The sequence below is a fragment of the Paracoccus cavernae genome (assembly GCF_042430175.1).
In the GTDB taxonomy this organism is placed as follows: domain Bacteria; phylum Pseudomonadota; class Alphaproteobacteria; order Rhodobacterales; family Rhodobacteraceae; genus Paracoccus; species Paracoccus cavernae.
The window spans coordinates 45469-68577 of the sequence record NZ_JBHMDZ010000049.1; the positions used below are offsets into that span (position 1 = coordinate 45469).

At 65.2% G+C, this 23109-nt stretch carries 22 protein-coding genes; 11 read left to right on the forward strand and 11 right to left on the reverse strand.

The window, feature by feature from the left end; genetic code table 11:
- The first annotated feature begins 242 nt into the window (after nt 1-242).
- Nucleotides 243-431 (forward strand): hypothetical protein, encoded by a 189-nt coding sequence (locus ACFFUC_RS18010; protein WP_377688304.1) that lies wholly within the window; start codon nt 243-245, stop codon nt 429-431.
- Between the two features lie 60 nt (nt 432-491).
- Here ACFFUC_RS18010 and ACFFUC_RS18015 read toward each other — a convergent pair whose 3' ends face one another.
- Both ACFFUC_RS18015 and ACFFUC_RS18020 read right to left on the reverse strand, forming a co-directional pair.
- Entirely contained in the window at nt 492-1349 is an 858-nt protein-coding gene (locus tag ACFFUC_RS18015; RefSeq protein WP_377688305.1) for an inositol monophosphatase family protein, read from the reverse strand.
- 106 nt (nt 1350-1455) lie between these two features.
- Nucleotides 1456-2061, reverse strand: a complete 606-nt coding sequence (locus ACFFUC_RS18020) for a TerC family protein (RefSeq protein ID WP_377688306.1) — start codon at nt 2059-2061, stop codon at nt 1456-1458.
- 312 nt (nt 2062-2373) lie between these two features.
- Between ACFFUC_RS18020 and ACFFUC_RS18025 the strand changes: the two genes are divergently transcribed.
- The 4 genes from ACFFUC_RS18025 (at nt 2374) to ACFFUC_RS18040 (ending at nt 6326) form a co-directional block, all read left to right on the forward strand.
- Nucleotides 2374-3885, forward strand: coding sequence for an alkaline phosphatase (locus ACFFUC_RS18025; protein WP_377688307.1), 1512 nt, complete (start codon nt 2374-2376; stop codon nt 3883-3885).
- Between the two features lie 64 nt (nt 3886-3949).
- Complete coding sequence (locus ACFFUC_RS18030) at nt 3950-4378, forward strand: hypothetical protein (protein WP_377688308.1); 429 nt, start codon at nt 3950-3952, stop codon at nt 4376-4378.
- Entirely contained in the window at nt 4375-5070 is a 696-nt protein-coding gene (locus ACFFUC_RS18035) for an ABC transporter ATP-binding protein (protein WP_377688309.1), read from the forward strand. Before ACFFUC_RS18030 ends, ACFFUC_RS18035 begins: the two co-directional genes overlap by 4 nt.
- The gene (locus ACFFUC_RS18040; RefSeq protein WP_377688310.1) at nt 5061-6326 is read left to right on the forward strand and encodes an FtsX-like permease family protein; all 1266 of its coding nucleotides are present in this window, start codon (nt 5061-5063) and stop codon (nt 6324-6326) included. Before ACFFUC_RS18035 ends, ACFFUC_RS18040 begins: the two co-directional genes overlap by 10 nt.
- Nucleotides 6327-6344: 18 nt before the next feature.
- Here ACFFUC_RS18040 and ACFFUC_RS18045 read toward each other — a convergent pair whose 3' ends face one another.
- On the reverse strand, nt 6345-7130 hold the full coding sequence (locus ACFFUC_RS18045; RefSeq protein WP_377688311.1) for a carbon-nitrogen hydrolase family protein: 786 nt from the start codon (nt 7128-7130) through the stop codon (nt 6345-6347).
- Between the two features lie 74 nt (nt 7131-7204).
- On the opposite strand from ACFFUC_RS18045, the gene ACFFUC_RS18050 reads away from it, so the two are divergent.
- Nucleotides 7205-8860 (forward strand): flavin monoamine oxidase family protein, encoded by a 1656-nt coding sequence (locus ACFFUC_RS18050; RefSeq protein WP_377688312.1) that lies wholly within the window; start codon nt 7205-7207, stop codon nt 8858-8860.
- Nucleotides 8861-8999: 139 nt separating this feature from the next.
- Complete coding sequence (locus ACFFUC_RS18055; protein WP_377688313.1) at nt 9000-10634, forward strand: Na+/H+ antiporter; 1635 nt, start codon at nt 9000-9002, stop codon at nt 10632-10634.
- A gap of 9 nt (nt 10635-10643) precedes the next feature.
- Here ACFFUC_RS18055 and ACFFUC_RS18060 read toward each other — a convergent pair whose 3' ends face one another.
- The gene (locus ACFFUC_RS18060; protein WP_377688314.1) at nt 10644-11747 is read right to left on the reverse strand and encodes a MurR/RpiR family transcriptional regulator; all 1104 of its coding nucleotides are present in this window, start codon (nt 11745-11747) and stop codon (nt 10644-10646) included.
- Between the two features lie 195 nt (nt 11748-11942).
- On the opposite strand from ACFFUC_RS18060, the gene ACFFUC_RS18065 reads away from it, so the two are divergent.
- Both ACFFUC_RS18065 and ACFFUC_RS18070 read left to right on the forward strand, forming a co-directional pair.
- Nucleotides 11943-12320: a hypothetical protein gene (locus ACFFUC_RS18065; RefSeq protein ID WP_377688315.1), complete on the forward strand. Its 378-nt coding sequence runs from the start codon at nt 11943-11945 to the stop codon at nt 12318-12320.
- A 105-nt stretch (nt 12321-12425) separates the two neighbouring features.
- Entirely contained in the window at nt 12426-12854 is a 429-nt protein-coding gene (locus ACFFUC_RS18070) for a c-type cytochrome (RefSeq protein ID WP_377688316.1), read from the forward strand.
- Here the strand turns inward: ACFFUC_RS18070 and ACFFUC_RS18075 are convergent.
- The 7 genes from ACFFUC_RS18075 to ACFFUC_RS18105 all read right to left on the reverse strand — a co-directional run bounded on the left by ACFFUC_RS18075 (nt 12847) and on the right by ACFFUC_RS18105 (nt 21089).
- A complete protein-coding gene (locus ACFFUC_RS18075; protein WP_377688317.1) occupies nt 12847-13284 on the reverse strand; it encodes a c-type cytochrome in 438 nt (145 codons plus the stop codon). The genes ACFFUC_RS18070 and ACFFUC_RS18075 overlap by 8 nt on opposite strands.
- 80 nt (nt 13285-13364) lie before the next feature.
- Entirely contained in the window at nt 13365-14987 is a 1623-nt protein-coding gene (locus ACFFUC_RS18080; protein WP_377688318.1) for a 5-guanidino-2-oxopentanoate decarboxylase, read from the reverse strand.
- A 104-nt stretch (nt 14988-15091) separates the two neighbouring features.
- The gene (locus ACFFUC_RS18085) at nt 15092-15880 is read right to left on the reverse strand and encodes an enoyl-CoA hydratase-related protein (RefSeq protein WP_377688319.1); all 789 of its coding nucleotides are present in this window, start codon (nt 15878-15880) and stop codon (nt 15092-15094) included.
- Nucleotides 15873-17936, reverse strand: coding sequence for an acetate--CoA ligase family protein (locus ACFFUC_RS18090; protein ID WP_377688320.1), 2064 nt, complete (start codon nt 17934-17936; stop codon nt 15873-15875). Before ACFFUC_RS18090 ends, ACFFUC_RS18085 begins: the two co-directional genes overlap by 8 nt.
- A gap of 1 nt (nt 17937) precedes the next feature.
- A complete protein-coding gene (locus ACFFUC_RS18095; RefSeq protein ID WP_377688321.1) occupies nt 17938-19101 on the reverse strand; it encodes an acyl-CoA dehydrogenase family protein in 1164 nt (387 codons plus the stop codon).
- Between the two features lie 108 nt (nt 19102-19209).
- Complete coding sequence (locus tag ACFFUC_RS18100; protein WP_377688322.1) at nt 19210-20418, reverse strand: pyridoxal phosphate-dependent aminotransferase; 1209 nt, start codon at nt 20416-20418, stop codon at nt 19210-19212.
- 2 nt (nt 20419-20420) lie between these two features.
- Nucleotides 20421-21089, reverse strand: coding sequence for a TetR family transcriptional regulator C-terminal domain-containing protein (locus tag ACFFUC_RS18105; RefSeq protein WP_377688323.1), 669 nt, complete (start codon nt 21087-21089; stop codon nt 20421-20423).
- A gap of 316 nt (nt 21090-21405) precedes the next feature.
- On the opposite strand from ACFFUC_RS18105, the gene ACFFUC_RS18110 reads away from it, so the two are divergent.
- Both ACFFUC_RS18110 and ACFFUC_RS18115 read left to right on the forward strand, forming a co-directional pair.
- Nucleotides 21406-22185, forward strand: coding sequence for an ABC transporter ATP-binding protein (locus ACFFUC_RS18110; protein WP_377688324.1), 780 nt, complete (start codon nt 21406-21408; stop codon nt 22183-22185).
- 51 nt (nt 22186-22236) lie between these two features.
- Entirely contained in the window at nt 22237-23019 is a 783-nt protein-coding gene (locus tag ACFFUC_RS18115) for a transporter substrate-binding domain-containing protein (RefSeq protein ID WP_377688325.1), read from the forward strand.
- Nucleotides 23020-23109: the final 90 nt, after the last annotated feature.

The following is a 23109-nucleotide window of genomic DNA, read 5'->3' on the forward strand; positions in this document are numbered from 1 at the left end:
GATTTTGCGTAACGCAGGGAAAGTCGGGTTTGGGGCAGAAAGAAGAATTTCCTCGGTTCCGGCGCTGCGGTGGAACGTTGCAGCCGTTCCGCGCCGATCTTTGGAATGGCCAGAAACGGCGATTTCCCTATTCTGCGGGGCTGGATGCGGCGCTTTGTGCGGGATGCCGGAGAGGGCTTTGGCCAAGCTCGGCAGGGATGCGCAAGGGGCGGTCCGCTTCGGAAAAAGCAGGAGACCTGAACATGCCGAAAGTCACAGAAACCACCGAATTCGCGTATTTTGTGAACAGCGTCCATGGCGGGATGGTCTATCCCGAAGAGATTTGGTGCAGCTCTGCCTCGTGGCCGGAGCGTCCCCGTCGCGAACATGGCCATCAGGCTACGGCAGGCCGCGGGCTTTGGCAGCGCATCAGCGGATATTTCCGCGGCTAAGCGGATCGCGCGGCGGGTGGCCCCCGCCGTGCGGCCCGTCGCGGGGCGGGGCGCGATGCTTCAGGGGCGGCGGTCGCGGCCCTCGAACAGGGCAATGCCGGTCGCCTGCGACAGGATCGCGGCGACGGCGGGAGTAGCCGCGAGGACTGCGCCGCCGTCGTCCAGACCGCCGCCCGACAGAAAGCCGCAGGTCACGCCGCCCGCTTCGCGCACCATCAGAAGACCGCCCAGACAATCCCAAGGGTTCATCAGCAATTCGGCATAGCCGTCGCTGCGCCCGTCGGCGACATAGCACAGCGCCAAAGCGCCCGAGGAGGCGCGCCGCACGTTGCTTCCCGCCACGACAAGCGCGGTATGCGCGGCGATATAATCGGCGAGCACGCTGCGGGTCGACCAGCCCAGCTCGAAGCTTGTGGCGGAGATTTCGCTGGTCGGCGCGACGCGGATCGGGACGCCGTTGCGGCTGGCGCCGCGACCAAGACGCGCCAGATAGGTCTCGGCCAGAACGGGGTTGATGGTGCCGCCCAATTGGGTCTCGCCATTGGCGACCAGGGCGATGGCGATGCAGAAATGCGGAATGCCGCGGGCGAAATTCGCCGTGCCGTCGATGGGATCGACCACCCAAACCACGTCACCGGCATTGCCGCCGGTCTCTTCGCCAAGGAAGCTGTCCTCGGGAAAGGCCGCGGCGATGCGGGCGCGGATATGGGCCTCGACCGCGCCGTCGGTCTCGGTCAGGTAATCCTGCGGCCCCTTCATCCGATTGGCGGGGGCGGCACCGTCGGCCTTTTGCTTGTCGTAGCCAGCCAAAGCGAGCTCGGAGGCGCCGGCAAGAAGCGAGAGCAGGAATTCCTCGCGCTGGTCGATCGCATCGACCGAAAGCGTCGTCCGGATGCGGTTGTCGGCGGATTGCGTCACGGGCAGCCTCCCTTGTTCGCCGCAAGATTGCGCCGCCCTGCACAGCCGTGCAAGGGGCGTTACGCGACGAGGCGGGCGCGGATCTGGGCGCGGATCTGGGTGCGGATCAGGGCCGCGTCATCGCCATGACTTCCTGCCCGCCGTGCCAAAGCATGCCACCCGCGACATAGACGATGATTGCGAGGCCGGCATAGGCGATCCAGCGGTGGCGGTTCAAAAGCCGCGCGATGCCGTTTGCCGCAAGCCCCATCAGCGCGATCGAAAAGATCAGCCCGACCACGAGGACCGAGGGGTGCTCGCGCGCGGCACCCGCCACGGCAAGCACGTTGTCGAGCGACATCGAGACATCCGCGATCACGATCTGCATCGCGGCCTGGGCAAAGGTTTTGGGCTTGGCCGGCACGCCGCCCGCGTCGCCATGAGCCTGACCGCTGCGCAGTTCGGTCCACATTTTCCAGCAGACCCAGAGCAGCAAAAGCCCGCCGAGCAGCACCACGCCCGGAATGCCGAGCACCCAAGTCGCCGCCAAGGCCAGACCGATCCGCAGCACGGTCGCGGCAAGGATGCCGACCAGAATCGCGCGGTTGCGCAGCTCGGGCGGCAGTCCCGCCGCGGCGAGGCCGATCACCACCGCATTGTCTCCGGCCAACACAAGATCGATGCCGATGACCTGCATCAAGGCGGTCAGCCCGCTTGCTGTAAAGATTTCCATTCCGCTCTCCGCGACTGTCCCCGGCGCCTTGGCGATCCATGGCAGGCCTATAAGGTCGATTTGCCTGTATCGGGCGCGTGTTGTGGAAGATGTGCGCCTCGATCCGGCGCAGGTCAAGGCCGCGGTCGGGTGGTCGCGGGGTCGGTCACGGCTCTTATGTCGAGGCTGCATGGCTCGCGGTCTGCTGCCGCGGCCCGCGACGCGCCCCGCTCTTTCGACATGAAGCCGTCACCATTCCGTCATCGTTCGGACATGGCGTGCGGTTAGTCGGGTGATGAGGGCCCTGTGGCCGAACCGAAGATGAGGATCGACATGACCGCTTTTCCGCCCCTGCTGGCTCTGGGCAGCTCGCTTCTGGCCATGACCGCCGCGAGCACTGCCGCTTTCGCGCAAGACACCATCATCCAGTCCGGCGATTCCTACTTCACCGCCGCGCAGGCCGAGCTTTCGCGCAAGATTGCCGAGCAGCAAAACGTCACCCGCGCCAAGAATATCGTGCTGTTCGTGGTCGACGGGCTGTCGGTGCCGACGATCACCGCCTCGCGCATCCACGAAGGCCAGCTGCGCGGCGTGGACGGGGAATCGAATGTCCTCTCGTTCGAGGCGCTTTTGCCCTATACGGCGCTGTCGAAGACCTACACCCATGACGCGCAGGTCGCGGATTCCGCTCCGACCGCCACCGCGATCGTGGCCGGTGTGAAATCGCTCAACGGCACGATCGGCGTGACGCAGAAGGTCACGGCCGACAATTGCGCAAGCCAGAAGGGCGCCGAGGTCACGACCCTGTTCGAGCTGGCCGAAACGGCGGGTCTTTCGACCGGCATCGTCTCGACCGCGCGGATCACCCATGCGACCCCTGCCGCCACCTATGCCAAAGTTGCGGGCCGCGATTGGGAGGCCGACAAGGACCTTCCCGAGGAAGCCGTCGCGGGCGGCTGCAAGGATATCGCGGCGCAGCTGATCGACTGGCCGGCGGGCAATGGTTTCGAGGTGATCTTCGGCGGCGGTCGCGGCAATTTCATGCTCGAATCCCAAGCCGACCCCGAGAATGCCGAGCAGACCGGCGCGCGCAAGGACGGCCGCGATCTGGTTGCCGAATGGCAGCAGAAATACAATGACGGCGCCTATGTCTGGAACAAGGAAGGCTTTGACGCCATCGATCCGGCCAAGACAGGCCATGCTTTCGGTCTCTTCAACCGCAGCCATATGCAATACGAGGCCGACCGCGAAAAGGATGCGGGCGGAGAGCCCTCGTTGGCGGAAATGTCGGTGAAAGCCGTCGATTTGCTCTCGACCAACCCCGACGGTTTCGTGCTGATGATCGAAGGCGGGCGCGTCGATCACGCCCATCACGCGGGCAATGCGGCGCGCGCGCTGACCGATACGATCGCCGTCGCCGAGGCGGTTCAGGCCGTCTACGACAAGGTTGATCCGGCAGAAACGCTGATCATCCTGACCGCCGACCACAGCCATGTCTTCTCGATCGCGGGCTATCCCGAGCGCAACAATCCGATCCTCGGCATTGCGGGCGTGGCGGATGACAAGAAGCCCTATACCACGCTTGGTTACCAGAACGGGCCGGGCGCGAAACTTGACGAGCCGCGCGCCGATCTGAGCAATGTCGACACGACCGATATCGATTTTCTCCAGCAGGCTCTGGTGCCGCTTGGCGAAAGCGAGACCCATGCCGGCGATGATGTCGTGATCTTCGCGCAGGGCCCTTGGGCACATCTTTTCCACGGCGTGGTCGAGCAGAACCTCGTTTTCCACGTCATGGAACATGCCTCCGATCTCGCGAACCGTGCGGCTTTGGCAGCCAGGTAACAACGGTTGCGGGCCCTGTCCTGCGATGGGGCCCGCATCGCCTTTCCCGAACGCCGAGGATGCCATGAACCGCCGTCATCTGATCGCCGCCGGCCTTCTTTTGCCCTTCGCCGCGCCGTCTTTGGCCCTTGCCGCGCCGGTCGTGCTGAAATTCCGCGACCTCTATGTCAAAGGCCGCGAGCTTCAGCCCGCGACCGTGGCGCTTTCGGGGCAAGAGGTCGTCATGACCGGCTATATGGCCCCGCCGCTCAAGCCCGAGATCTCGTTTTTCGTGCTGACGCGGCTGCCGATGTCGACCTGTCCCTTCTGCGAGACCGAGGCGCAATGGCCCGACGACATCGTGCTTGCGCTGACCGACAAGCCGGTCGAGCCGGTGCGCTACACCGATCTCGTCCGCGCGACCGGCCGGTTCGAGACAGGCTTTGAAAAAGACCCCGACACCGGCTTTCTCAGCTATCTGCGCCTGCGCGGCACGCGCTATGAAAAACTGTGAACGTGATTGCAGATAAGGCGGCGGAACGCGGCCCCGTGCTGACGGTTCGCGATCTGTCGCACGGCTTCAAAGGCGGCGCGGCGGTGGTTGCGATCCCGCATCTCGCTTTGCCCGCCGGAGGATTGACGGTGCTGACCGGCGCGTCGGGTTCGGGCAAGACCACGCTGCTCTATCTGCTCGCGGGGCTTATGCCCGTGCAGCTGGGGGCGATCGACTGGGCGGGCACCGATCTGGCGCAGCTCTCGGAACGGCGGCGCGATCGCTGGCGGCGGGCCCATGCGGGCTTTCTCTTTCAGGATTTCCACCTGCTGCCCGAGCTGTCGCCCTTGGACAATGTCCTTCTGCCGGTCTGGTTCACCGCCTTTTCTGCCCGCAACCACCGCCCCCGCGCCGAGGCGCTTCTGGCGGATTTCGGCGTCCCCCTGCGCAAGCGGACCGCCGATCTCTCGCGCGGCGAGCAACAACGCACCGCGCTTGCCCGCGCGCTTTTGACGGAGCCGGCCGTGATTTTTGCCGACGAGCCGACCGCGAGCCTTGATGCCGCCGCGGGGCAGGTCGTGGCGCAAAGCCTGCGCGATCTGGCGCGAGGCGAAGGGCGCATGGTCATTGCGGCCAGCCATGATCCGGCGCTGGTTGCGCTGGCCGACCGGCGGTTGCATCTCGAACACGGAAAGCTCGCGCAATGCGGATGAACCCCTTTCCCGTGCTGCGCGCGCTTTTCGCCCGCAATCCGCTGACCGTGATCCTGTTCACACTGCTGGTTGCGCTGGCGGTCGGGCTCGGGATCGCGATCACCGCGCAGGAGCGTGCCTTGCGGCAGGGTTCTGCGCGGGCGGCGGACCGGTTCGACCTGATCGTCGCGGCGCCGGGCAGCCAGACCGATCTGCTGTTCTCGGCGGTCTATCTGCGCCCGACCGCCGTGGAGCTTTTGTCCGGCCCCGTCGCCCACCGCGTGCTGAGCGATCCCGATGCCGCCTTTGCCGCGCCTCTGGCCCTTGGCGACAGTGTGGCGGGCTCTCCCCTTGTCGGCACCACCAGCGCATTCGTCGACCACCTGAGCCAAGGGCTGGCCGAAGGGCAGATTTTTACGCGCATCGATCAGGCGGTTGTCGGCGCTTTGGTCGAGGCCCGTATCGGCGCGCCTCTCGCGGTTCGCCACGGCCATGCAGGTGATCATGCGGGCGGGGCGGATGCCGATCACGCGGGCGATGGTGCCGACGACGGCCATGCCGCCGACGATGATCACCTCCACGAGGATGTAACCGTGGTCGGCCGGATGAAGCCGACGGGCACGCCTTGGGACCGCGCCGTGATCGTGCCGGTCGAATATGTCTGGATGGCCCATGCGATGGGGACGGGCCATGCCTTGGGCGAGACGCGGATCGGCCCGCCCTGGCAAGCCGATCTGATGCCCGGAGTGCCTGCGATTGTCGTCAAACCCGCCAGCATTGCGGCCGCCTACGGATTGCGCTCGCGATACCGCAGCCTCGAATCCACCGCCTTCTTTCCTGCCGAAACCTTGGTCGAGCTTTATGCCGTCATGGCCGATGGCGCGCGGATCATGGCGGCGCTGACATTGGCGGCGCAGGTTCTGGTCGTGACTGCGGTGCTTGCGGGCGTGCTTGCGGTGCTGGATCTGCAGCGCAAAAGTTTCGCGGTCCTGCGCGCCTTGGGGGCCGAGGCGCGGTTCGTTTTCGTCACCGTTTGGCTTTATGTCGCGGTGATGGTGGTGGGCGGCGCGCTATTGGGGCTGCCGCTGGGCTGGGCCGCGTCGGAGCTGGCCTCGCGCATCATATCGGCGCAGACGGGGATCGCGCTTGTGGTGCGGCTTGGCCCGCCCGAGCTGGCGCTTGCGGGGCTTCTTGTCGCGGCGGGGCTGTGCCTTGCGCTGATCCCCGCAATCAGGGTCTTTCGCCAATCGGTGGTGGCGGGGCTGCGGCTGGGCTGACCCGCCCGCGCGAGGCGCTTATCCCTTCACCGCGCTTGCGCGATATTCCCGCGCCAGTGCCGAACGCCCCTCGGGCGGGATCGCATCGACGGCCGCCAGATCGACCACCAGCAAAGCCTCGCCGCGCGCGCCTGCCGTGGCGAGCGGCTGGCCGTCCGGTCCCGCGATCACCGAAAGCCCGCCGAAGGTCAGATCGCCCTCGGGCCCGACCAGATTGGCATAGGCGACGACGGCGTTGTTTTCATGGGCGCGGGCCGGAACAAGCACGCGCTGGACATGTTCGAAGCCGACCGGATTGGCGGTTGGCACGAGGACAAGATCGACGCCGCTTCGCGCCAAGGCCGCCGCATGGCCGGGAAATTCGATGTCGTAGCAGACCAGCATCGAGGCCTTCAGCCCCGCAAGCGTAAAGGCCGGACAAAGCGCATCGCCACGGGTGAAGCTTGCCTGCTCCATCGGGCCGTAAAGCTGGATCTTGCGGTAATGTGCAAGCACGGTCCCGTCCGGCCCGATCGTCGTCGCCGCATTATAGACCGCATCGCCGTCACGCTCGGCCCAGCCCAGACAGAGACCGCAACCGGCCTCTTGCGCCATGGCGCGCAGCCGCGTGATCCATTCCCCGTCCAGAGGTTGCGCGAGGCTTTGATGCAGATCGGGGCGGTTGTAGCCCGGCAAGACCAGCTCGGGCAGGACCAGCATTTTCGCGCCTGCAGCGGCCGCTGCCTGCAACTGCATACAAACTGCCTGAAAAGTCTCGTCAATCCGGCCATCTGTTGGCGCCATCTGCCAGAGTGCTAGCTTCACTTTTTGCCTCCGTCATGGGCACAATACCACCCAGAGCATAGCCCTTTCCCCAAGCCCAGAGGAAGCCCCGCAACATGAGCGATCCGAAACCCGTCACCGCGTTTGGTCCCGATTTTCCCTTCGCTTACGATGATTGGCTCAAACATCCTGCGGGGCTGGGCCATGTGCCCGAAAGCCGCTTCGGCCAAGAGATCGCGGTGATCGGGGCAGGGGCTGCGGGGGTGATCGCGGGGCACGAGCTGATGAAGCTGGGGCTGAAGCCGATCCTCTACGAATCCGGCAAATTCGGCGGGCGTCTGCGCTCGGAAACCTTCGAGGGTACCGAGGATGTCATCGCCGAACTGGGGGGGATGCGCTTTCCGGTCTCGTCGCGCGGCTTTTACCACTATGTCGATCTGGTCGGGCTGGAAAGCGCGCCTTTCCCGAACCCGTTGACGGAAGCGGCAGGCTCGACCGTGATCGACCTAGAAGGCGACACGCATTTCGCCCGCAGGCTCGAGGATCTGCCCACGCTTTACCACGAGGTTGCGGTGGCCTACCGCGCCGCGCTTGAAGAACATTCCGACTTCGCGAACCTGACAAAGGCCGTGCGCGACCGCGACACCGTTCGGCTCAAGGCGATCTGGGATCCTTTGGTCGAGAAATGGGACGAGCGGACATTTTACGATTTCGTCGTCTCGTCCAAGGCCTTTCAGGCACTCAGCTTCCGCCACCGCGAGGTCTTTGGTCAGGTCGGTTTCGGCACCGGCGGCTGGGACAGCGATTTCCCCAATTCGATGCTGGAAATCCTGCGGGTCAACCTGCTCGAGCTAGACGACCACCAGCGCTACATCGTCGGCGGCGTCGAAAACGTGCTCCACAGGCTTTGGCGTCACAGCGCGGATTGCGCCCATTGGCCCAAGGGCACGACGCTGGCCGATCTGAACGGCGGTGCGACCTTGGGGCGGGCGGTCAAGATCGCGCGCAATGCGGTCGGCGGATTCAAAGTGACCGATCAATGGGGCAATGCGCGCGATTACGCGGCGGTGCTGGTGACCTGCCAAAGCCATCTGCTGACGACCTCGGTCGCCGTCGACGAAGAGATATTCGACCAGAAGCTCTGGATGGCACTGGACCGCACGCGCTACATGCAGGCGGCGAAGACTTTCGTCATGGTCGACCGCCCCTTCTGGAAGGATATCGACCCCGCCACCGGCCGCCCGCTGTTGTCGATGACGCTGACCGACCGGCTGACGCGCGGCAGCTATTTCTTCGACAACGGCCCCGACAAACCCGCCGTGATCTGCCTGAGCTATTCGTGGATGACGGACGCGCTCAAGGTGCTGCCGCTGTCGTGCGAAAAGCGGGTCGAGCTGGCGCTGACCGCTTTGGACAAGATCTACCCCGGCGTCGATATCCGCAGCCATATCCGCGGCAATCCGATCTGCGTCAGCTGGGAGGCGGACGAGAACTTCCTCGGCGCCTTCAAAGGCGCGCTGCCGGGCCATTACCGCTATAACCTGCGCATGTACGGCCATTTCATGCAGGGTCAGATGCCCAAAGAGCAGCGCGGCATCTTCCTTGCCGGTGACGGGATCAGCTGGACGCCGGCTTGGGTCGAGGGCGCGGTGCAGACGGCGCTGAACGCGGTCTGGGGCGTCATGACCCATCTGGGCGGAACCAGCCATGCCGACAATCCGGGGCCGGGGGATCTTTGGGCCACGCTCGGGCCGGTGGCATTGCCCGAATAGCGAAAGCGCAGAGAGAAAGCCCCGCGGCAGGAGGACGATCAACTTCGGCCGAGGGGCGCAAGCAAAAGGAACAAAAGCCCTGCCCATTCCCCGAAGGGCAGGTTAATCTGGCGGTGCGAGGGCAGAAGAAGGCGCGCCGATGGATGTGATTTCGATGATCTTGATGCTCTTGGTCGCGGTGATCCTGAGCAGGGTGGTCATCTCCATTCTGCCGCTGCCCCTGCCTTTGGTGCAGATCGCGCTCGGGGCGTTGCTGGCGGGATTGACCGATCTCGGGATCTCGCTCGATCCCGATGTCTTCTTCCTACTGTTCCTGCCGCCTTTGCTGTTTCTCGACGGCTGGCGCATCCCCAAAGAGGGGCTGTTGCGCGACCGGCGAACCATCGCCGCCCTGGCCTTCGGTCTGGTGGTCTTCACGGTGCTCGGGGTCGGGCTGTTCATCCACTGGATGATTCCCGCCATGCCGCTGGCGGTGGCTTTTGCGCTGGCCGCGATCCTGTCGCCGACCGATCCGGTCGCGGTCAGCGCGATTGCGCCCAATGTCCCGATGCCCAAACGGCTCCAGCATATCCTTGATGGCGAAGCGCTTTTGAACGATGCCTCGGGCCTTGTCTGCATGCGCTTTGCTGTTGCCGCCGCGATGACGGGGGCGTTTTCGCTGGGCGATGCGACCATGACTTTTGTGTGGCTGGTGCTCGGCGGGGTCGCTTCGGGGGCAGGGGTGGCGACGGCGGTGAATTCCGTCAAATCCGCCCTTGCGCGCCGCTATGGCGAAGAAACCGGCCCCGAGATCCTCATCAGCCTGATGATCCCCTTTGCCGCCTATATCCTCGCTGAGAAGATCGAAGCCTCGGGCATTCTCGCGGCCGTGGCGGCGGGCATCGTCATGAGCTTTCACGAGCAATCGGGACAGGCGCAGGTCAGCACGCGGATGCGGCGCGCGGTGGTCTGGGACACGGTGCTCTTCACGCTGAACGGCGTCATCTTCGTGCTCTTGGGCGAACAGCTTCCCAAGATCATCGACAGCGCGGTCAAGGCCGTGACCGAGGCGGGCCACCACGAGCCGCTTTGGCTTTTGGTCTATGTGCTGGCGATCAATGTCGCGCTGGTGGTGCTGCGCTATCTCTGGGTCTGGGTCTCGTTCTGGTTGACGCTATACCGCGAGGGCGGAAAAAAGGCGCAAATCCCGAGCTGGCGGCTGGTCGGCGTCACCGCTTTGGCAGGGGTGCGGGGGACGGTGACTTTGGCCGGCATCCTGACGCTGCCCTTGCTTTTGCCCGATGGCTCGGCCTTTCCGGCGCGCGATCTTGCGGTGTTTCTGGCAGCGGGGGTGATCATCGGCTCGCTGGTTCTGGCGAGCATCGGCATGCCGGTCCTGATGAAGGGCCTGACCCTGCCGCCCGAACCTTTGCACGAGCGCGAAGAGGATGCCGCGCGCCGTGCCGGTGCCGAGGCCGCCATTCGCGCGGTGGAGGCGATGCAGCAAAAGCTGGGCGAGGCGGGTGGCAATGCCGAAATCTACACCAGTGCCGTCGCCCGCGTCATGGAGATCTACCGCGACCGTCTGGCGCGGCTATCGCATTACGAAACCTCGGGCGACGAAAAGAGCAAGCAGTTCCAGCAGATCGAGCGTCAGCTCTGGCTGGCGGGCATTGCGGCAGAGCGGGCCGAGATCGTCAAGCGCATGCGCGGTCGCGCCCTGCCCGAAGAAGTCGGCGCCCGCCTCATCCGCGAGATCGATCTGGTCGAAGCGCGGCTCAATGGTTCGTGGTAGCGGGCGTGCTCAGCTCGTGAAGTCGAAATCGCGTTGCTGGCCGCGTTGCGGCTGGGGACGGCGGACCTCGTCGAAATGGCCCTCCATCTGGCGCATGAAGCGTCCGCGTTCGGTCGCGGCTGCACCGATCTTGCGCGCGGTGCTGGAGGTCAGCAGCGACAGCACGACCGCCAGAGAGGCAGCAGAGCTTTGGCCGTCGGGCAGACTGGTCGCCGCCTGAAGCACCATCTCGGTGTAGTCATAGCCCCAATTGGTCAGATTGTCGGAAATGACGATCAGCGGCGTGCCGTTCTGGCGCGCCTGTTGCGCCAGCAGGATGCTTTTGCGCGAATAGGGGAAAGTATCGATGAGCACGAGGCAATGGCTGCGCCCCGCGAGATCGAGGATCTCGGTGCAAAGCGCCGATTGGTCGTAAAAGCCGCGGACCTGCGGGCGCACATATTGCAGCCGCGTCGCGAAATCGAGCCCGAGCCCCTTGGCCGCGTGAAAGCCGATGACGCTGACGAATTCGCATTCGGCAAGCTGGTTGGTGCAGATCGTCCAGCGCGGCAAAGTGGTCAGCCGGTAGGCCTCCGCAATGGCCTGGATCTCTGCCTGAAGCCGGTCGTCCATCGCCTGATTGGCCAGATGGGGCAGCTTCGCCTGACCGGAAATGACCAGCGCGGGCATGGAGGCATCGGGGGCCTCGGCGGTCTTGAGCGCCTCTTTGAAGTCCTTGAGATTGGCAAAGCCGATCTGGCGGATGAAGCGGATCACCGTCATCTCGCTGACTTCCAGCGCCGAGGCGATCGAGGCGCCGGTCTCGAAGGCAAGGTTGTGCCAGTTGTCGCGCAGATAGGAGGCGATCATCCGGCCCGACCGCGACCAGCCCAGATCCTCGCCCGAGAGGCCCCGGTCGAGAAAATGCGTCAGATCCGCTGCGCTTTGCTGTTTCGCTGGCTGGGTCAGGGCTTTTACTCCGCCTGGCAGATAATCGTGACACGAACCGCGCCGATCGGTTTGGTGCCGGAATGTGTGGATTGCATATGTCGAGGGAAAAACGTCAACACTGTTGGAAAAGAACGTCTCTCTCTCGGCGGGACTTTGCTTGCCCGCAGGTTGTGGCGGGGTCAAATCACAATTGGCTGAACGGGTGCGAGACCGGCGCGGGGGGCCTTGGCCGCCTGTCGGGGCGGGGCGTTGCGGTCGGCTGCCTGCGCGGCTAGGTTCCGCCAGATGACGATATCCGCGCCTCCGGCCAGCCCTCTTTCGGCATTGCTCCGATCACAGCCCCGACGTGATGCGACGGGTTCGCTGCTGCAAGCGCTGGTGAGCCTCCTGGTGGTTGCGACCCTGCTGCTCTGGGCGCCCCGTGCGGGCGCGATGCTGCCCGAGGTCCTTGCCGGTGGCGAGGGCGCGGCGGCGCATGCGTGCTGCGCCGTGGCGGGCCGCGACGCATCGGGCCTGCATACGGGGGTGCCCGAGGGAACAGGCGGTGCGCGGGCCGTACCGCAGCAGGGCGAAGGCGGCGGCCACGGGCTTGCCTGCGCCACGCTTTGCGCAGGCGGGATGGAGCCGCTGCCGCCCCCGCATTCCGGTGCGCCTGCGTGCCTCGCGCGGGTCTTGCTGCCGCCCTGCCTTGCGGCCTTGCCCGAAGGACGCGGCGAGGGGCCGGTGCTGCCTCCGCCCCGGAGAGGGATCGCCTGAACAGGGCACAAGCTGCAGGGCAGGCGCCTTTGGGGACAGTCTGTCCGCTCTCCCTTTCCATATCCCGCAAGGCGTCGATCCTGTGCGGGACCCTAAGGTGATATGATGAAGAAACTGCTTGTTATCGGCGGTCTTGCCGCCTCTGCCGCGGCAATCTGGTATGTGACCCAGCGTGCGGACGAAAGTGCCAATGCCCGGACGCCGCAAGAGGGCGCAAGGATGGTCGAGGTTGCGGTTCCCGCCGATCTCGACGCCGCGGCCTTGGCCGGCAAAACCGCCTTCGAGGCCAATTGCGCGTCCTGCCACGGCACGGATGCGGCGGGCCGGATGGGGGTCGCCCCGCCTCTGGTCCATCCGGTCTACGAGCCGGGCCATCACGGCGATATGGCCTTTGTCATGGCCGCGCGTCAGGGCGTTCGCGCCCACCACTGGCCCTTCGGCGACATGCCTCCGGTCGAGGGAGTCTCGGATGCCGATCTTTCGGCGATCATCGCCTATATCCGCATGCTCCAGCGCGAGAACGGCATCAATTAGGCCGGCTTGCCTTGGCCTGATGGCGGCGCAGATCGGCGGGCCAGCCCGATTTGATGAAGGCGAGGATCGCGTCGATCTCCTCCGCGCTCAGGGTTTCCCCGAAAGCGGGCATCCCCGAGCGCGAGTTGGCCCCCAGATCGTCCAGCACGGCCTGTCCGCCAAGGCGGATGTAATCGCGCAGCATGGCATCCCCGTGATGCCATGTATGCCCGCTCGCATCATGGGGCGGGGCGGGCAGAATGCCGTTGTCGTCGGGGATCTGCCAATCGGGCTGCCCCTCGAGGTCCGCGCCGTGACAGGAGGCGCAATGGCTTTGATAAAGCGCTGCGCCCTGCCGGATGCGGGGGGCATCGCGCAGGACATATCCGGCCGCGAGAAGGGCCGAAACCAGCGCGGCAAGCGCCGCGAACAGTGCCGGTTTGCGCGACATGGCCGGTCTCCCTCTTATGCGCGGCCAGCCCTCTACCGCCCGCGCCGTCCTGTCAATCCCGCGCGCCTTCGGGCGGGGCTTCAGGCGTTTTCCACGACCACATCTTCGGTGATCTCGATCACGCTCGGGCCGCCGCGCGCCACAGCCGCGCGCAAAAGCGCCGGCAGGTCGGAGCGTTTTTCCGCGCGGATCACGGCACAGCCGAAGCCCTCGGCCAGAGCGGCGAAGTCGGGCGTGAAGATATCGACGCCGATCGGCTCCACGCCCATGTCGATCATCGAGGTCTTGATTTCGCGGTAGCCGGAATTGTTCCAGATCAGCACGATGAGCGGCAGGTTCAATTCGCGCGCAACCGCGAGTTCGGGCAGCGTGAATTGCAGCCCGCCATCGCCGCAAAGCGCAAGCGCGGGCCGCCCCGTCGCCAATGTCGCCCCGATTGCTGCGGGCAAAGCGTAGCCGAGCGTGCCGAAACCCGTGGCCGAGCCGAAATACAGCCGTGGCGCGGGGGCCGCGTAATCGAGGTTCGCGCCATAGACGGCTTGGGTCGAGTCCCCGACAATCGGCAGGTCGGGCAGCGTGTCGCGGATTTCTTCGACCACGGCGCAACCGGCCTGCAGGATCGCGGGCAATTCGGCGCGGATGCGACTGCGCAGCGCGGGCAAGGCGCCGTGATCGCGCGGCGCGGCGGGGGCGATCAGGGGCAAAAGCGCGGCAAGGCTCGGCTGTGCCGCGCCGATCAGCGCAAGATCGGGCATGAAACCCCGCATCGCCTGTTCGGGGTCTATATCGAGGCGGATGAAGCGCGCGGCAAGCTTTGGATAGCCGGTGACATACATGTCGTAATCGGTCGGCCCGCATTCGGTCCCGACCGCGAGGATGCAATCGGCGGCTTTCATCAGCTCGCGCACCGCCTCGATCGAGGGGCTGGCGCTGAGGTTGAGGGGGTGGTCTTGCGGCAAAAGCCCGCGTCCGTTCACGGTGGAAACAACAGGCGCGGACAGCTTTTCGGCAAGCGCGGTCAGCTCGGACCCCGCAGCAATCGCGCCGCCGCCTGCAAGGATGAGCGGGCGGCGCGCCTTCCCGAGCAGGGTCGCGGCCTGCGCCAAAGCCTCGGGCGCGGCCATCGGCGGGGCGGGGATTGCCTGCGGTTTGACGGCAGCCAGCGCGCCTGCATCGAGCGCCATGACATCCATCGGGATCTCGATATGGACGGGGCGCGGGCGGGCGGAGGCGAAAATCGCGAAGGCGCGGGCAAGGGCGACCGGCAGATCCTCGGGCGTGAGGATGGTCTGGCTGAAGGCCGAGACCTCGCGCGCGAAGGCCTGCTGGTTGGGCAGCTCGTGCAGCCAGCCCGCACCCGAACCCATCCGCCCGCGCGCATTGACCGACGAAATCACCAGCATCGGAACGGAATCGCCATAGGCCTGCGCCATGGCCGTCGCGATATTGGTCAGGCCGGGGCCGGTGATGGTAAAACACACGCCGACCCGCCCCGAGGCCCGCGCATAGCCGTCCGCCATAAATCCCGCGCCCTGTTCGTGGCGGGGCGTGACATGGCGGATGCCGCTGTCGGGCAGGCTGCGGTACAGCTCGACCGTATGGACGCCCGGAATGCCGAAGACGGTATCGACCCCGTAAGCGGCAAGGCTTTCGATCAGATAGCTGGCAAGGGTTTTGGCGGCAGTTGTCACGGCAATTGTCACGGGGCGGGCCTTTCAGGGTGCAAAAGGGGGCGGCCAGCCCTTGGGGGCAGACCGGATCGGCGGGTTTGGGCGCAGGCTGCGGGGCCTTGTCGTCGGGCTGGGGACTAGCGTCCCTTCCAGACCGGATCGCGCTTTTCGACTGCGGCGCGCGGCCCTTCGAGGGCGTCCTCGCTTTCCATCAGGCGCTGGAAGGCCGGAAAGCCGCCCGCCCGCATCGCGGCATAGCTTTCGCGCAGGGTGTTCTTTTCGGCCAGACGCACGGTCTCCTTGGCGGCCTCGACCGAGAGAGGGGCCGAACGCAGGATGCGCCGCGCAAGATCGCGCGCGGCCTCCATCGCGCCGCCTTTGGGCACGACCTGATTGGCCAGGCCCCAGCGCAGAAGATCGGCGGGCTCAAGGGTTTTGCCGCCGTAAAGGACCTCGTTCGCGACGACTTTGGGCAGCATTTTCGGCAAAACGAACGAGCCGACATCAGGCAGAACGCCAAGGGTCGTCTCGGGCAGCCAGCATTGCGCGTTTTCGGCGGCGATGACGAAATCGGCCGAAAGCAGGATCTCGAAACCCGCGCCGATCGCATAGCCGTTCACCGCGCAGATGACGGGTTTGTTGAGGCCCTCCAGCTCGGAAAAGCCGTAGACGCCGCCGACGCCGTAATCGGCGACATAGCCCGAGCCGCCGGCATCGGCCGCCTCGTTGAGATCCCAACCCGCCGAGAAGAACTTGTCGCCGCCACCGGTGAAGATCGCGACGCGCAGCGCGGGATCATCGCGGAAAGCGGCGAAAACCTCGCCCAATTCGCGGCTGGAGGGTTGGCCGATCGCATTGGCCTTGGGCCGGTCGAAGGTGATCTCGAGCACGGCTCCGTCGCGGCGGGTCTTGACGATTTCAGACATGGTTCACCTTTCTGGGGCGCAAAAGCGCGTCGACGGCGAGAACGCCTTTGGGCAGGATCATCAAGGGGTTGATGTCCAACTCCTCGATCTTGTCGCCGCTTTTGACGGCATGATCGGCCAAGCGCGCGATGGCATCGACGGCGGCTTCGATATCGCCGCCGGGCTTGCCGCGATAGCCTTCGAGGATCGGGGCGATGCGCAGCGACATCAGGGCTGCGCGGATATCTCCGCGCGAGGCGGGCAGCAAAAGCGCGCGGGAATCCTGCATGATTTCCACGAAAATCCCGCCCGCACCGATGGTCAGAAACAGCCCGAACAGCGGATCGCGCGACAGGCCCACAATCAGCTCGGCCACGATATCCTGCGCCATTTCCTCGATCAGGAAGCGGCAATCGAGGCCGCTCATGCGGAAGGCGGCAGCCGCGACATCCTCGGGGGTTTTCAGATTGACCGCGACCGCGCCCATTTCGGTCTTGTGGAGCAGATGCTCGCCCACGCCCTTGAGCACGACGGGAAAGCCGATCTCTTCGGCCTTTTTCCATGCCTCGGTCGCGTCGTCGGCCAAAACCCCCTTGGGCGTCGGGATGCCGATGGCGCGAAGGGCCTCTTTGGAGCGCCATTCGTCCAAAGCGGGCAGGGCCTCACCGGTTTCGGGCAGGGACAACGGCGCGGGTTCGGGGCGAGCCCATGCCGCGCCGATATCGGCGGCGTGACGCGCGGCGCGGATCGCGCTTTCAAGGCCCATCAAGGGGGCGATCCCCGCTTCCATGATCTTGGCGGTCAGGGCCTCGGGCATGTTCTCGGGCAGGCTGGACACCAGCGCGAACCGTTGGCCCGAGGCCTTGCCCGCCGCCAGCGCCGCCTCGACCGCGGCATAGCTGCCGTTATCCTCGCAGCGGTCCGCGCGCGGGATGTCGATCACCAGCATGGACAGCCCGTAGCCGCTGGCCAGAAAGGCGCTGTAGGTCGCCTGCATCTTGGCCGCGTCGCCCCAGATGAACGTGTGGTAATCGAGCGGGTTCGAGATCGTGACCATATCCGACAGCGTGGCTTTGACGCGGATCGCATCGCTGTCGGTCAGCGGGCGCAGATCCATGCCGTTGGCCTCGGCGAGATCGCCCACGAGGGACGCCTCGCCGCCCGAGCAGCTCATCGACCCAAGCGTCGCATCGGGCGAGGGGCCGAGGACATGCAGCAGTTTCAGCGTCTCGACGAATTCGTCGAGCGAGCGGGCGCGGGCCACGCCCACCCGCGCGAAAAACGCATCCGCCAGCGCATCCGCCCCCGAAAGCGAGGCGGTATGCGACATGGTCATCGCCTGCGCCGCGGCCGAGGTGCCGACCTTGATCGCCACCACCGGAATGCGCCGCGCGCGCGCCTTGGCAAAGACCGCCTGCAGCTTTTCGAGATCGTCGAAGCCCTCGATATGGAGACCCAAAGCGGTGACGCGCGGGTCGTCAAGCACCGCATCCGCCAGCCCCGAAAGGCCGGTTTGCGCCTGATTGCCGGCCGTCAGCACATAGGCCAAAGGCAGGCCGCGCTGCTGCATCGACAGGTTGATCGCGATGTTCGAGCTTTGCGCGATGATCGCGACACCGCTTTCGACGCGCGTGCCGCCGTGCTGGTCGGGCCACAAAAGCGCGCCGTCGAGATAGTTGATGAAGCCGTAGCAATTGGGCCCCAGCACCGGCATGGTGCCGGCATTGCGCAGCAGGGCCTCGGTGCGCTCGGCCCCGTCGGCCACCTCGGCAAAGCCCGAGGCGAAACAGACCGCCCCGCCCGCGCCGCGCGCCGCGAGATCGCGCACGACCTCGATCGTGGCGTCACGGTTCACGCCGATGAAGGTGACATCGGGCGCACTCGGCAGGTCGTTGACCGAGCGGAAGGCGGGCAGGCCCGCAACCTCGTCGCGGGTCGGGTGGACGGGCCAGATCTCGCCGGCAAAACCCATGCGCAGGGATTGCTTGATCACCGCGACCGACCAGCCGCCGCCGATCACCGCGATGGATTTCGGCCGCAGGAGCCGCGAGAGGTCGCGCATTTGGAGGTCTTTCATCTTAGGCCCCCAAAGGTCGCAGCAGATCGCGCGAGATGATATGGCGCTGGATTTCCGAGGTGCCGTCCCAGATCCGCTCGACGCGGGCATCGCGCCAGAAACGCTCGATCGGGAAATCGTCCATCAGCCCCATGCCGCCGTAAACCTGAATGGCGCGGTCGGTGACGCGGGCCAGCATTTCCGAGGCGTAAACCTTGGCCGAGGCGATCTCGCGGTTGGCGGGCAGCCCTTGGTCCAGACGCCAGGCGGCGGCCAAGGTCAGCCAATCGGCCGCGTCGATTTCGGTAATGGAATCAGCGATCTGGAAGCCAACACCTTGGAAGCGGCCGATCGGCTGGCCGAATTGTTTCCTTTGCGCGGCATAGTCCAGCATCATGTCGAAGACGCGGCGCGCGCGCCCGACCGCCATGGTCGCGACCGTGATGCGGGTGGCGTAAAGCCAGTCGTTCATCACCTCGAACCCGCCGCCAACCTTGCCCAGAACCTGCGCATCGGGCAGGCGGCAATCCTCGAATTCGAGGATCATGTTTTTGTAACCGCGATGGCTGACGGATTTGTAGCCGTCGCGGATGGTAAAGCCCGGCGTGCCGCGATCGACAAGGAAGGTGGTGATCTGCTTTTTCACCATGCCGTTTCCGGCGGTTTCCTCGCCCGTCGCTACGAAAACGATAACGAAATCGGCGTGCTCCGCACCCGAGATGAAATGTTTGGTGCCGTTCAGGACCCAATCGCCACCCTCGCGCCGCGCTGTGGTCTTCATGCCGCGCACATCCGATCCGGCATCGGGCTCGGTCATGGCCAAAGCATCCATCAGCTCGCCGCGCACGGCGGGGTCGCGGTAGCGCGCGATCTGTTCGCCCTCGCAGGCCATCAGGATATTCTGCGGACGGCCGAAGAAATGCGTCAGTGCCATCGAGCCGCGGCCCAGCTCGCGCTCGACCAAAGCGAAATCGACATGCGACAGGCCGGGGCCGCCGGCTTCTTCGGGAAAGTTCGAGGCGTAAAAGCCCAGATCAATGACCTTGCGCTTGATCTCTTCGCCCAGCTCAAGGGGGACATGGCCAAGGCGCTCGACCTCGGCCTCATGGGGGTAGATCTCGTTTTCGACGAATTCGCGGACCGTCTTGACGATCATCTCCTGTTCTTCGCTCAGGCCGAAATGCATTCCAAACTCCTCCCGGATGGCGCGCTTGCGCCGGTGTTTTGCGTTCCTTTGGCTTGGATCGCGGCCGGCTCCTCCTTCCGCCCGCGACCTTTTCGGATTGGTGCCGCCTCAGACGAGCGCGCGAAGGGCGTCGAGGCCCTGTTTCGACATCAGTTCGCCGGTATGGGCCGCGATCCGCTCGCAGGCTTCAAGCAAGGTCTCGTCGGGTACGGTCAGGCTGAGGCGGATCAGGCTTTCGGCCTCGGCCCCGAAGGACGAACCCGGCATGACCGAGACCAGCACATTGTCGAGCAGGCTGCGCGCGAAAGCCTCGCCGCTCAGCCGCGTTGCCGCGACATCGACCAGAATGAACATGCCCGCTTCGGGCGGGATCGGCTCGAGCCCCGCGACACGGCCCAGACGGTCGGCCACAAGCGCGGCGCGGCGGCCGTATTGCTCGCGCATGATGCGCGAGGTCGGCAGGTCGTGGGCAAGCGCATGGGCGGTCATGTCGGCGATAAAGGGCTGGCCGCCGAACAGCATCGATTCCGAGATCGGCAAAAGCCGCGCGCAGAATTCGGCCGGCCCGATCGCCCAGCCCGAGCGGAACCCCGGCGCGGCATGGGATTTCGAGATCGACGAGACCACCACCGTGCGCTCGGCCAGTTCCGGCAGATCGAGCGGCGAGGCAAAGCCGCCGTCGAAGATCAGATGCTCGTAAACCTCGTCCGAGATCAGCCACAGGTCATGTTTGCGGCAGATCTCGCCGATGGCGCGGATCTCGTCGAGGCCCAGCACCGCCCCCGAGGGGTTGTGCGGCGAATTGAGCAGCAGCGCGCGCGTGCGCGGCGTGATCGCGGCTTCAAGATCGGCAGCGGCAAGGTGGAAGCGGTTTTCCTTGCGCAAAGGTACCGGCACGACCGTCGCGCCGGGGGCGCGGATCACGCTTTCATAGGTCGCGTAATAAGGATCGGGAACCAGCACCTCGTCGCCCGCCTCGACCACCGCCATGAAGACCGAAAACAGCGCGGTCTGGGTGCCGGGGAAGCACAAAACATTGTCGGTGGTGATCGTGCGACCGCTGCGGGCGCTGTATTTCGCGGCCAAAGCGTCGAGCACCGCCGGCTCGCCGCGACCGTTGGAATAGCGCGTGCGACCGGCGCGCATCGCGTCGTTGCAGACATCAAGCAGCGTCTCGTCGGGTGCAATGTCGGGCTCGCCGATGGTCAGCTCGATCACGGGCTTTCCGGCGCGGGCCAGGGCGCGGCCCTCGGCATGCAGCTCCCATTTGTTGGAGCCGAGATCGGCCAGCCGTTCGGTCATGGAGGCATAGCGCATGGTCAATCCTTTGCGGCAGAGGGTGGCGGAGCGTCGAGCGGCGCGAAATCGCGCGGCAGGGTGACGCCCAAAAGCGCCTCGGCGGTTTCTAGGCCGAGCGCGACATAGTCGTCGGAGGTGTGGTCGTCCTTGAACAGACAGCCCTCCAGCCAGAGCCCGTCGATGAGCGCGTTGAGGGCAATGGCAAGGCGGTTGCGGCGCAGATCGCCGAGCGCGCGGTTTTCGGCCGCCATGATCGCGGCGATCATCGGCTCGAGCGCGTCGCGATAGGGCAGGTGGCCTTCGTCATGGATGCGCGCCATTTCGGGATCGACATTGACCTGCGCGATGAAGGTCGCCCAAAGCGAGAAAACCCGCGGATCGGCGACCGAGCCGCCGATGCTGACGCGGATGAACCGCGCGAGGCGCTCGTGCGGGGGCAGTTCGACCGCCTCGATCACGGCGCGGCCCGGCGCGGTGATCATCTCGACCGTCTCGCGGTAAGCCGCGAGGATCATGTTTTCCTTGGAGGCGAAATGGTGGCGGATCAGCCCGTTGCTGACACCGGCATAGGTCGCGACGGCACGCACGGTCGTGCCCTGGATGCCTTTGTCGGCAATGCAGTCCAGCGTCGCGCGCACCAGTTCGGCACGGCGGTCGAAATCCTGCATGCGTCGGAAGGTCGTCGCCATTCCTGCCCGTTCTCCGCTTGGTTTTTGCCCGATCCGCTTGGGGCGAATCATCGGGCACCCCTTGTTTTCCCTTGAAATCTCATGTGATTTTCAAGGTCTCAAAGAGAAACTATGCAACTGAATAATAATTATTCAAGAGTATAGTTTTCTCGCGGATCGGATATTCTGAACACGGAATTCCGCGAAACGCTGATTCGCGAGAATGCGGGAAACCACCTACCGGCGCGCGGAAGAGGAGCCGCAGACCGGCAGGGAGAGGATCGGAACGGCCGGCGTGCGGAGCTTGCTCTGCGTGGCGCGGGCAACGATGGGGGGATTGCCGTTGGATGATGGCGCGAATGCGATTGAAGTCACGGATCTGCACAAGCGCTTCGGCGCGCTCGAGGTGCTCAAGGGCGTCTCGCTCGAGGCGCGCAAGGGCGAGGTGATCGCGATTATCGGCGGCTCGGGCTCGGGGAAATCGACCTTCCTGCGCTGCATCAACCTGCTCGAGACGCCAAGCGCGGGCCGCATCACCGTCCATGGCGAGACGATCGCCATGAAATCCGACCGGCGCGGCGGGCAGGTGCCTGCGGACCGCAAACAGGTCGAACGCATCCGCGCCCGTCTGGCGATGGTCTTTCAAAGCTTCAACCTCTGGCAGCACCGCACCGTCTTGCAAAACGTGATCGAGGCGCCGGTCCATGTTCTGGGCATTCCCAAGGATCAGGCGATCGCCACGGCGGAAACCCTGCTTAGACGCGTGGGTCTTTACGAAAAGCGCGACGCCTATCCGGCGTTCCTGTCGGGCGGCCAACAGCAGCGCGCGGCGATTGCCCGCGCCGTCGCCGTCGATCCCGAGGTGATGCTGTTCGACGAGCCGACCTCGGCGCTCGATCCCGAGTTGGTGGGCGAGGTTCTGGGCGTGATCGGCGACCTCGCGCGCGAAAACCGCACCATGATCCTTGTCACCCACGAGATGAAATTCGCCCGCAATGTTGCCGACCGCATCGTCTTTTTCCACGGCGGCGTCATCGAGGAACAGGGCACGCCCGAACAGATTTTCGATGCCCCGCGCTCGGAACGGCTCAAGCGCTTCATCCAGTCGAGCCATTAGATTTCACCACCAAGTGCCGATAGCGAAACGATAAAACCAACAGGGAAGATCATGAAAAAACTGCTCGCTACTCTGTCTGTTGCCGCGATTGCTGGGCTGGCCGGCATTGCGCCCGCCGCCGCCCAGCCGCTCAAGGTCGGGATCTCGGCCGAGCCCTATCCGCCCTTCACCGTCCCCGATGCCGCCGGAAACTGGACCGGCTGGGAGGTCGATTTCGCAAAAGCCGTCTGCGAAGAAGCCAAGCTGGACTGCGTGATCACGCCCCTGTCGTGGGACGGGATCATTCCGGCGCTCAACGCCGGCAAGATCGACATGATCATCACCTCGATGTCGATCACCAACGACCGACTCAAGACGATCGATTTCACCGATTCCTACTACAAGTCGAAATCGGCGGTGATCGGTCTCAAGGATCTGGATTTCGAGGCCACCCCCGAGGGGCTTTCCGACAAGATCCTGGGCGCGCAGGTCGGCACGCGCCACCTGTTCTATGCACAAAAGCACTTCGTTCCCGCTGGTGCGACGCTGCGCGAATACCAGACGCAGGACGAGGCCAACAACGATCTCGTCGCGGGTCGGATCGACGCGATCGAGGCTGATGATATCGCGATGAAGGAGTTTCTGAATTCGGAAGCGGGCAAAGCCTGCTGCGACATGAAGGGCACGGTTGTCGATGATCAGGACGTTCTGGCGGATGGTGCGGGCATCGGTCTGCGCAAATCCGACACCGAGCTCAAGGACAAGCTGAACGCCGCGATCAAAGGCATTCGCGAGAACGGCAAATATGCCGAATTCAACGCGAAATACTTCGATTTCGACATTTTCGGCGATTGAGCGGAGCGGCGGGGCGGGACGCTTCGCATGACGACTGGCGCGGCGGCAGGTCCGGCGCGCCCCAAGACCGGATAATGCGCGGGAGGTCAG

What these genes read in the sequence shown, in the direction of transcription:
- ACFFUC_RS18010 (WP_377688304.1), top strand. Translation starts at nt 243, where the DNA reads ATGCCGAAAGTCACAGAAACCACCGAATTCGCGTATTTTGTGAACAGC.
- ACFFUC_RS18020 (WP_377688306.1), bottom strand. Translation starts at nt 2,061, where the DNA reads ATGGAAATCTTTACAGCAAGCGGGCTGACCGCCTTGATGCAGGTCATC.
- ACFFUC_RS18025 (WP_377688307.1), top strand. Translation starts at nt 2,374, where the DNA reads ATGACCGCTTTTCCGCCCCTGCTGGCTCTGGGCAGCTCGCTTCTGGCC.
- ACFFUC_RS18030 (WP_377688308.1), top strand. Translation starts at nt 3,950, where the DNA reads ATGAACCGCCGTCATCTGATCGCCGCCGGCCTTCTTTTGCCCTTCGCC.
- ACFFUC_RS18040 (WP_377688310.1), top strand. Translation starts at nt 5,061, where the DNA reads ATGCGGATGAACCCCTTTCCCGTGCTGCGCGCGCTTTTCGCCCGCAAT.
- ACFFUC_RS18050 (WP_377688312.1), top strand. Translation starts at nt 7,205, where the DNA reads ATGAGCGATCCGAAACCCGTCACCGCGTTTGGTCCCGATTTTCCCTTC.
- ACFFUC_RS18055 (WP_377688313.1), top strand. Translation starts at nt 9,000, where the DNA reads ATGGATGTGATTTCGATGATCTTGATGCTCTTGGTCGCGGTGATCCTG.
- ACFFUC_RS18070 (WP_377688316.1), top strand. Translation starts at nt 12,426, where the DNA reads ATGAAGAAACTGCTTGTTATCGGCGGTCTTGCCGCCTCTGCCGCGGCA.
- ACFFUC_RS18075 (WP_377688317.1), bottom strand. Translation starts at nt 13,284, where the DNA reads ATGTCGCGCAAACCGGCACTGTTCGCGGCGCTTGCCGCGCTGGTTTCG.
- ACFFUC_RS18085 (WP_377688319.1), bottom strand. Translation starts at nt 15,880, where the DNA reads ATGTCTGAAATCGTCAAGACCCGCCGCGACGGAGCCGTGCTCGAGATC.
- ACFFUC_RS18090 (WP_377688320.1), bottom strand. Translation starts at nt 17,936, where the DNA reads ATGAAAGACCTCCAAATGCGCGACCTCTCGCGGCTCCTGCGGCCGAAA.
- ACFFUC_RS18095 (WP_377688321.1), bottom strand. Translation starts at nt 19,101, where the DNA reads ATGCATTTCGGCCTGAGCGAAGAACAGGAGATGATCGTCAAGACGGTC.
- ACFFUC_RS18100 (WP_377688322.1), bottom strand. Translation starts at nt 20,418, where the DNA reads ATGCGCTATGCCTCCATGACCGAACGGCTGGCCGATCTCGGCTCCAAC.
- ACFFUC_RS18105 (WP_377688323.1), bottom strand. Translation starts at nt 21,089, where the DNA reads ATGGCGACGACCTTCCGACGCATGCAGGATTTCGACCGCCGTGCCGAA.
- ACFFUC_RS18115 (WP_377688325.1), top strand. Translation starts at nt 22,237, where the DNA reads ATGAAAAAACTGCTCGCTACTCTGTCTGTTGCCGCGATTGCTGGGCTG.